This is a genomic window from Mailhella sp. (genome assembly GCF_057866825.1).
The window spans coordinates 1-8,766 of sequence record NZ_DBMAHT010000088.1; the positions used below are offsets into that span (position 1 = coordinate 1).

8 protein-coding genes are annotated in these 8,766 nt (G+C 61.9%); all 8 read left to right on the forward strand.

What is annotated here, in order from left to right; translation table 11 throughout:
- Positions 1-670: Tim44 domain-containing protein (locus ACZM96_RS08080; protein ID WP_489488427.1), on the forward strand; the 670-nt coding region annotated here is incomplete at its 5' end.
- A 392-nt stretch (positions 671-1,062) separates the two neighbouring features.
- A complete protein-coding gene (locus ACZM96_RS08085) occupies positions 1,063-1,803 on the forward strand; it encodes a DUF4851 domain-containing protein (RefSeq protein ID WP_489488428.1) in 741 nt (246 codons plus the stop codon).
- A 291-nt stretch (positions 1,804-2,094) separates the two neighbouring features.
- Positions 2,095-4,113, forward strand: coding sequence for a molecular chaperone HtpG (htpG, locus tag ACZM96_RS08090; RefSeq protein WP_489488429.1), 2,019 nt, complete (start codon positions 2,095-2,097; stop codon positions 4,111-4,113).
- Between the two features lie 17 nt (positions 4,114-4,130).
- Complete coding sequence (locus tag ACZM96_RS08095; protein WP_346665106.1) at positions 4,131-4,478, forward strand: DsrE family protein; 348 nt, start codon at positions 4,131-4,133, stop codon at positions 4,476-4,478.
- 404 nt (positions 4,479-4,882) lie between these two features.
- On the forward strand, positions 4,883-5,374 hold the full coding sequence (locus ACZM96_RS08100) for a (R)-mandelonitrile lyase (RefSeq protein WP_489488430.1): 492 nt from the start codon (positions 4,883-4,885) through the stop codon (positions 5,372-5,374).
- Between the two features lie 312 nt (positions 5,375-5,686).
- Positions 5,687-6,736 (forward strand): zinc-dependent alcohol dehydrogenase, encoded by a 1,050-nt coding sequence (locus ACZM96_RS08105; RefSeq protein ID WP_489488431.1) that lies wholly within the window; start codon positions 5,687-5,689, stop codon positions 6,734-6,736.
- A 22-nt stretch (positions 6,737-6,758) separates the two neighbouring features.
- Positions 6,759-7,757, forward strand: a complete 999-nt coding sequence (locus ACZM96_RS08110) for an aldo/keto reductase (RefSeq protein ID WP_489488433.1) — start codon at positions 6,759-6,761, stop codon at positions 7,755-7,757.
- 229 nt (positions 7,758-7,986) lie between these two features.
- The coding region (locus tag ACZM96_RS08115; protein WP_489488434.1) for a carboxymuconolactone decarboxylase family protein at positions 7,987-8,766 on the forward strand (780 nt) is incomplete at its 3' end.

The following is an 8,766-nucleotide window of genomic DNA, read 5'->3' on the forward strand; positions in this document are numbered from 1 at the left end:
TCTTGCCGGCACGCTGCTGGGCTCCCTGTTCGGCGGCCACGGCATGGGCGGCGGCATGCTGGGCGGCGTGCTCAATCTGATTATTCTCGGCCTGCTTGTGCACTTCGGCGTGCGCATGTTCCGTCGCTTCCGCGGCGGCCAGGCCTCTTCCGACAACAACGATCGTCAGGCCTATCGCTACGACGCTCCCCGCGACTACGACGCGCCTCGTCAGGCCTCTCAGGGCGGCGCGTGGGACAATCTGCGTTCCGAACCGCCGGTTCAGCAGGCCGCGGAAGCGCAGAACGACGTGGTTCTGCCCGCCGACTTCGATCAGGATGAATTCCTGCGCGGAGCCAAGGCGGCCTACACGCGCCTTCAGGCTTCGTGGGATCGCCGCGATCTTGACGACATCGCCAACTTCGCCACCGAAGACGTCATGCGCGAACTGCGCGAGCAGGCGAAGCAGGATCCGAATCCCGGCAAGACCGAAATTCTGCTGGTGAACGCTTCCGTCATCGAGGTGCGCGACGAGGGTGATCTGCGCCGCGTGGCCGTGTACTTCGACGTGCTCATGCGCGAAGATCAGCGCGCCGCCCGTCCCGAACAGGTGCGGGAAGTGTGGCACTTCGTGTGCTCCCGCGCCGAGGGCGACAGCTGGAAGCTCGACGGCATTCAGCAGCTTGCCTGAACTTGAAAAAAAACGGACGCCCCGCCTCCGGGCGTCCGTATTCGGCCGGTTCCTCCGTCAGGGGGAGCCGGTCTTTTTTTTTTGCACTCTTGCGGCGCGGCCTCACGTCTTGGCGCGGAAAAGAAGCGCGTCGGGAGCGTTTCTGCCGCGGCGCTCCGGCACGAATGGCGCGCGAGTCTCCTTTCCCGCGCCCGGGAAGGCATGATTTTTGACCGCACGGGCAATCCGCGCATCTCTCGGCGGAAAAAGGCGTCCGTTCAGGCGTTATTATCAATGTTTTTGGATGATTACTCATGCCGCTCACGGTTGCATCCTGTGTCTTATCATGCGCGTTCTGCTAGTGTGGGCCCTGTTCCGGGATGATCCGGAACAGGAAACATGGAGAGCGTGTCATGAAGAGAATGCTTTCGATTCTGGCTTTTCTGGCGCTGTCGATACCTTCGGCGGCCTGTGCGGAATGGGCTCTGGTGCGCGGATCGGGAAATGTCGGCGCTTTTGAGTCCACGGCCCGTCCCACGGTGGCGGTCAAGACCTCGCCCGACTTCTCGGCCGTGGCGCAGGGCAAAATGACGGTCATGCTTTCCACCGACCGCGAACTGCCTCGTTCCGAGCCGGGCGTGGTGTGGTACAGCCTGAGCGCGAAGAGCGGCGCGCAGCTTGCCGTAGCGCTCGCCGACGCAGGCTCGAAGTACTGGTATCCGGGCATCATGTCCACCAATCTGGAATTTCTGCCCGTGCTGTACACCTGCGGCGGAGACAGACCCGAAACCGTCACCCAGCGTGTGTTCGTCCGTCCCGTGCAGCTTGATCCCTGGATGCCTGCCTTTGCCGAACGCGGCATGGGCTGGACGGCCGGCGTCATGGTCAGCCAGTACGAATGGATAGTGAACAACGGCGAGAGCAAGCTGCTCGTGGAGTACCGTGAACCGCTGGCTACCGAACGCTGCCCCATCGTGGAAGATGCCGAGCTCAAGGCCTTCGTGCAGCGCGCCGACACGGCCTTTTCGGCCAGATTCGGGGAAAACGGCGACATTTCTGCCGACATGGTGCGGCCCTACGCCTGGGGGGATTCCGGCGTATCGTCCAGACTGCTGAGCACGGTGCTCGGCTCTACCGTGGATAATCCTTCGTAACGGCAGACCCGCGCGCCTGTCTTCGTCGCAGCGCGAGGCGGCATCTGCCGCCGCAGGGCATGGTCCCCGCTTTTCCGCTCTGCGGAGAAGATCCCTGCAGGACAGGCGCACGGCCCCGGGCCGGACTCCGACGCGGCGTCGGAAGTCCGGCTTTTTTTGCGTCGTCCCCTTGACTTGCCGCCTCTCCGCCTTATGTGACTCTTGGGCCCGCATGCTGTCGGGCCCTTTCTTCAGCGATGACCGTACGGCGGCGTCTGCCGCGCGTTCGGAAACATATCAGGAGGCCATGTCATGGCGGAAACCACTCATCAGTTTCGCGCGGAAACGTGCAAGCTGCTCAATATTCTTACTCACTCTCTGTACACCAACCACGAAATCTTCCTTCGCGAGCTGCTCTCCAACGCTTCGGACGCCTTGGAAAAGGTGCGCTTTCTTCAGAGCACCGGCGGTGAGGTGCGCGATCCGGAACTGCCGCTGGAAATCACCATCACCACGGACAAGGATAATCATGTCATCACCGTTGCCGATACCGGCATAGGCATGACCGAACAGGAAATGATCGACAACCTGGGCACCATTGCGCGTTCCGGCTCCGAGCAGTTCCTGAAGGAACGCGAGGCGGAAAAGGCCGCAGGCAAGCCCGCCGAAGAAGCGAAGGCCGAAGGTGAGAAGTCCGACGAGGACAAGGACGACGAGGACAAGCCCGCTGACGCCGAAGAGCCCATCGTGGAGCATGACGACAGCAAGCCCGACGACGCGGCTCAGATCATCGGTCGTTTCGGCATCGGCTTCTATTCGGTGTTCATGGTGGCGAGGAAGGTGGAAGTGACCTCCGTTTCCGCCACGGGCGACGGCACGCCGCACGTCTGGACTTCCGACGGCACGGGCAGCTTCACCATCCGCGCGCTGGAAGGCGCGGAGGCCGAAGGCCTGAAGCGCGGCACCAGCATCAAGATCTACCTTCGCGACGACGCGCACGAGTACGAGGAAAAATATCGTCTTGAAGGCGTCATCCGCAAGCATTCCAACTTCCTGCCCTTCGCCATTCAGCTCGACGGCGAGCGCGTCAACACCACGGCGGCGCTGTGGCGCGAGCCCAAGTTCTCCATCACGAAGGAACAGTACAACGAGTTCTACAAGTTCCTTACCTTCGATCAGAAGGAACCGCTCGACGTCATTCACTTCTCGGTGGACGCCCCCGTGCAGTTCAGCTGCCTGCTGTACATTCCCGGCACGGCGGTGGACGTCTTCGACGAGCGCAAGGACGAATGGGGCCCCGATCTGTACGTTCGCCGCGTGCTCATCGACCGTCACAACAAGGAGCTTCTGCCCAACTACTTCGCGTTCATGAAGGGCGTGGTGGATACCGAAGATCTGCCGCTCAACATTTCCCGCGAAACGCTTCAGGAAAACGTGGTGCTGCGCAAGATAAGCCAGACCATCACCCGCCAGCTGCTCACCCATTTCGAGCGCATGGCCAAGAACGATCCTGAAAAGTACGAGGCCATGTGGAAGCTGCACGGCAAGTACATCAAGTTCGGCTTCGACAGCTATCAGTACCGCGACCGCGTGGCTCCGCTGCTGCGCTACTACTCCACGGCGCAGGACGACAAGCTCACCAGCCTCGACGACTACATTTCCCGCATGAAGCCCGATCAGAAGGAAATCTGGTACGTGTCTGCTCCGTCCATCGAGGCGGCCAAGGTGAATCCTCATCTCGGCCAGTTCCGCCGCAAGGGCTTGGAAGTGCTGTACCTCACCGATCCGGTGGACGAGTTCGCGCTGGAAGCCATCATGGAATACCAGAAGCATCCGTTCAAGTCCGTGGAGCTGGTCGAAGCCGGCGCGCTGGACGCCTTCCCGGATGTGGAGAACGCCGAACCCAAGCCCGAGCCGCTTTCCGAGGATGAAAAGCCGGAACTCGATGCGCTCATCAGCGCGGTGAAGACCATTCTCGGCGATCAGGTGAAGGACGTGCGCGCGGCCACGCGGCCCATCGACGCGGCGGCTTGTCTCGTTTCGCCCGAGGGCGTAAGCTCTTCCATGGAAAAGCTCATGCGCGTCATGCAGAAGAGCGAAGGCATTCCGAAGAAGATTCTCGAACTCAATCCCGATCATGCTCTGGTGCGCTCGCTCATGCGCATCTGCAAGGAAGGAGCCGAGGACGAGACCTTCAAGGACATGGTGAACGCCCTGTTCGATTCCACGCTTCTGCTCGACGGCTACATGAACGAGCCCTTCGCCATGGCGGAACGCAGCATGCGTCTGCTTCGTCAGGCCGCGGGCTGGTATTCTGATCTGCGCAAGTAAACGCAAGGAGAGCGCCCATGTACTACGACCTCGTCATCCATGTGGACGACAACGATCCCGCCCGTCTCAATCTGGCCTTCAACAACGTGGCCAACTACAAGGCCGCGCTGCCCGGCGAAGACTTCCGTGTGGTCATGGTGGCCAACGGACCGGCGGTGCAGCTCTTTACCCGCGCCAACGCAGCGCTTGCCGAACGCGGCGCGAAGCTCATGGCCGAAGGCCTTTCCATCAGGCTGTGCAACAACGCGCTGAAGTCGTTCAGCGTGGCCCGCGAAGATTTGTGGGAAGGCTGCGAAGTCGTGCCTGCTGGCGTGGTGGAAATCGTGAAGCTGCAGCGCGAGGGCTTTGCCCTGCTGCGTCCGTAGTTTTTTGGCAAACAGCGTCGCGCAAAGTAGAAGCTTTGCGCGCTCGGAACAAAGAGGCGGAACGCGTGAGCGTTCCGCCTCTTTTGCGTTTTCAGCGTGATCTCGGCAACTCAAAAGACGCCGCCCGGAAACCCGGGCGGCGTCTTTTTTATGGAACGCGTTTTTCAGAAGCGCTCTTTGTTCAGTGAGAAGTGGCGGCAAACATCTTTTCGCAGCTTCTTGCCTGTTTCTCGCAGGTTGTTTTGTTACGGGCAACGCGGGCGCGGCATCTTCGGGCAAATGCGTGGGGCGGACTGTTGTTTCTGCAACGATCAGGCAAAAAATAGAGAGTATCGTAGCTGGCTGAGCGCTGCGCCTCCCGGTACCATGCCTTCATGCTCATCGAAAAACCGGAGGATGTCTCTATGAACAAGTTGATCCTGTCCATGGCTCTGACTCTTGCCGCCCTCTGTGCTCTGCCCGGGCAGGGCGACGCCGCCGAAATCGGCAAGTCGCAGACCATTCTGCGCAACGGCGAGTTCCCTACCGCCAAGGGGTCGGATCAGTTTTTCACCGGCAGCGTGCGCGTTGAACAGCTCTATCCCGCCAACAACGACATGCGCTCCAGCGTGGGCGTGGTCACCTTTGAGCCGGGCGCGCGTTCCAACTGGCATATTCATCCGGTGGGGCAGGCGCTCATCGTCACGTCCGGCGTGGGCCTCACGCAGGAGTGGGGCAAGCCCATTCAGGTCATCCGTGCGGGCGACGTGGTCATTTGTCCCGTCAATGTCAAGCACTGGCACGGCGCGGCGCCGAACAGCGCCATGACTCATATCTCCATCTGCGAGGAAAAGGAGCCGGGCAAGGTCGTGGTCTGGATGGAAAAGGTCACCGACGAACAGTACAACGCCAGGTAATTGTTTGATTCCGCAGTATTGAGCGGCTATCCCCGTCCTGCGGCAAGTCCCGGGGCGGGGTGTTTTTCTTGTGGCATGGCCTGCATGCCGCGTCGTTTTTGAGCGACCTGAACGCGCGGGACGCAGAGGATGCGCGGGGCCTTCGCGTACCGGGGCGCAACGCGCCCTGCTTAGCCGCCGCTGAACACGGCAGGGGGAGGCGGCGGAGCCCTGTGCGCGTCGTCTGCACCGAACGAAGCAGAGCACAGGCGCGCCGGGCAGGGATCAGACGTTCGTTCATCAAGCTCATTCAGAAACAAGGGAGAATTTTTTATGGCAGAGAACACCATGAAGGCCGGCGTGCTCGTCGGTCCCGGCGAGGTGCGCATCATGGACGTGCCCGTCCCGGAAATGGCTCCGGGCATGCTGCGCATTCGCGTGCGCGCCTGCGGCGTGTGCGGCAGCGACATTCACATGTGGAAGGCAGGCAGGGGCTGGAGCAGTCAGAGGCCGGAACACTTCATCATGGGGCACGAATTCTGCGGCGAGGTGACCGATCCCGGCGACAGCGATTTTCGCGCGGGCGAGCGCGTCACGTTCTGGGCCAACCTGTACTGCGGCGAATGCGACATGTGCCGCTCGGGCAGGGAACAGCTCTGCCGCGCCGTGAACGGAACGAACTACATCGGCTTCGTGTGCAACGGCGGCTATGCGGAATACTTCGTCGGCAAGGCCATGAACGCCTATCGGCTGCCCGATACGGTGTCGGACGTGGCCGCAGGCCTCATTGATCCGCTCATGGTGGCCTATCACGCGGTGCGTCGTTCGGGGCTGAAGCTGCACGACAAGGTGCTTGTCGTGGGCAGCGGCATCATTGCCCAGCTCATCGGCGGTCTGGCGAAAAAGGCCGGAGCCTCGCTGCTCGTCATGTCCCGCATCGACGATCGGCAGACGGGCAAGGCGCGTGAAATCGGCGATTTCGACGCCTACGTGTACGGCAACGCGCCGGACAGGGCCGAAAGAATGCTGGATCTTTCCGAGGGCGGCTTCGACGTGGTTTTTGAGGCCGTGGGGTCCGGCGACTCGCTGGCGGCCTGTCTGGACGGCGTGAAGCCCGGCGGCGAGGTGGTCATGATAGGCAACTCCATCGCGCCCACGGTGCCTTTCGAGCTGAACCGCGCCGTGCTGCATGAAGTGCGGCTCACCGGCAGCGTGTCCTGCACGCGTCGGGAGTTTGAGGAAACCATTGATCTCATTGCCCGCGGCATTATTGATCCTGAAAAGTACGTCACCGACGTGCTGCCGCTGGAAGAACTTCAGCATGCGCTGGAAATGCAGGTGTCTGCCGAGGGGCACGTGCTGAAAACGGTGATCCGCCCGTAGCGGGCCGCAGGGGAAGTACGACATGAAGAAAAGAAAGCTGGGACGCAGCGGTCTGGAAGTTTCGGCCGTGGGCATGGGCTGCATGGGCTTTTCGCACGGCTACGGGGTCGGCCCTTCGGAAGATGAGGCCGTGCGGCTCATACGCCGAGCCTTTGAGCTCGGCTGCACCTTTTTCGATACTGCGGAAGGATACAGGCCCTTTGTGAACGAGGAACTTGTGGGGCGGGCCGTGGAGCCTTTTCGCGACCGCATCGTGCTGGCGACGAAGTTTTCGCCGTTTGCGCTGCCCGGTCAGAACATGCCCGAGGGCAAGCTCAGCCGAAGCGGAGTGCGCCGGGCCGTGGAGGATTCGCTGCGCCGTCTGCGCACGGACTATATCGACCTTTACTATGAGCACCGCGTTCCCGACGACGAAACCGTGGAAGAGGTGGCGTTCTGGATGGGCGAGCTGATCGCGGAGGGCAAGATTCGCGGCTGGGGACAGTCGCAGTCCACGGAGTCGCAGATACGCCGGGCCCATGCGGTCACGCCGCTTGCGGCCGTGCAGAGCGAGTATTCCATCATGGAGCGGATGTTTGAAAAGGACGTCATTCCCGCCTGCGCCGAGCTCGGCATCGGCTTTGTGGCGTTTTCGCCGCTGGCCAGCGGTTTTCTGAGCGGCAGGTGCGCCGTGAACGCCGTGTATCAGGGCGACGACGTGCGGCGCGTCATCACCCGTTTCGAGCCCGGGAACATGGCAGCCAACGAGCCGATTCTGATGCTGCTCCGACGCGTTGCCGAAGACAAGGGGGCCACGCCCGCACAGATTTCGCTGGCCTGGATGCTGCATGGTCGGGATTTTGTGGTTCCCATTCCGGGCATGCGTCGGGAAGAGCGCATTGTGGAGAACCTCGGCGCGGCGGACGTGGAACTTTCCGACGATGAGTTCGAGGCTCTGGAGCGCGCGCTTTCGGGCATGGTCGTACACGGCAACAGAACGGACGAGGATATCGAACGGCTGGGCTCGGTGAGGGCCAGGTAGCCGGACGGGGCGTTCGTCGGAGCCGGGGGCGAGCATGCGCGGAGCGGGGCAGGAGAGCGCTCTTCCTGTGCGGGGGCGGCAGGGATGCGTTCCGTTCACGCCGCCTCGGGCAGAATCGGGCAAGAACTCAAGAGGAATGTATCTGGCGGCCTGGCCCGGGCCTGATATGATTGAGGCACAAACAACAAAAAGACGCCGCGGCTCATATTTGCCGGGCAAGGGAGTTTTTATGAAGAAAGCCGTTACTCTGGGTGCGATGATTATTGCGGGCCTGATGCTGTCTTCCTCCGTGGCCCTTGCCGCGCCGGATCAGAGCGCAGGACGCGTGGACGCAACGGCGCGGAACATGCAGAAGTTTCTCGGAAGCACAACGTCGTCTCTGGCGGCCACGGATCCCGACCTTGCCGCCATGCGCGACAGGCTTCTCTACGGTGAGATTATGGATCACGGCACGCTGAGCGACAAGCAGCGCATGCTCGTCACGCTGGTGGTGCTGACCGCCGGTCAGACGCTGGACGACTTCAAGACTCAGGTGAACGCTGCGCTGCGCGTGGGCGCAGCGCCCGTGGAAATCCGGGAAGCGCTGTATCAGTGCGCGCCCTACATCGGCTTTCCCCGCACGGAAGCGGCCGTGAAGCTGATGAACGAAGTGTTTGCGGAACACAAGATTGCCCTGCCTCTGGAAAAGCAGAGCACCGTGACGGAGCAGACCCGCTACGCCGACGGTCTGGCGGTGCAGAAGTCCATTTTCGGCGAGGGCATCGACAAGATGCACGAGGCCGCCACCGAGGATCAGAAGGCCGTGGTGCAGAACTATCTTTCCGCCTTCTGCTTCGGCGACATCTACACCCGCAAGGGGCTGGATTTGAAGACCCGCGAACTTCTCACCTTTTCCATCATCAGCGCCTTCGGCGGATGCGATTCCCAGGTGCGTTCCCATGTGCAGGGCAACATTGCCGTGGGCAACACCCGCGAGAATCTGATCGACGCGCTCGCGCAGAGCCTGCCC

Excerpts from the sequence above, each read along its gene's own strand:
- ACZM96_RS08085 (WP_489488428.1), top strand. The coding sequence starts at position 1,063 with ATGAAGAGAATGCTTTCGATTCTGGCTTTTCTGGCGCTGTCGATACCT.
- htpG (WP_489488429.1), top strand. The coding sequence starts at position 2,095 with ATGGCGGAAACCACTCATCAGTTTCGCGCGGAAACGTGCAAGCTGCTC.
- ACZM96_RS08095 (WP_346665106.1), top strand. The coding sequence starts at position 4,131 with ATGTACTACGACCTCGTCATCCATGTGGACGACAACGATCCCGCCCGT.
- ACZM96_RS08100 (WP_489488430.1), top strand. The coding sequence starts at position 4,883 with ATGAACAAGTTGATCCTGTCCATGGCTCTGACTCTTGCCGCCCTCTGT.
- ACZM96_RS08105 (WP_489488431.1), top strand. The coding sequence starts at position 5,687 with ATGGCAGAGAACACCATGAAGGCCGGCGTGCTCGTCGGTCCCGGCGAG.
- ACZM96_RS08110 (WP_489488433.1), top strand. The coding sequence starts at position 6,759 with ATGAAGAAAAGAAAGCTGGGACGCAGCGGTCTGGAAGTTTCGGCCGTG.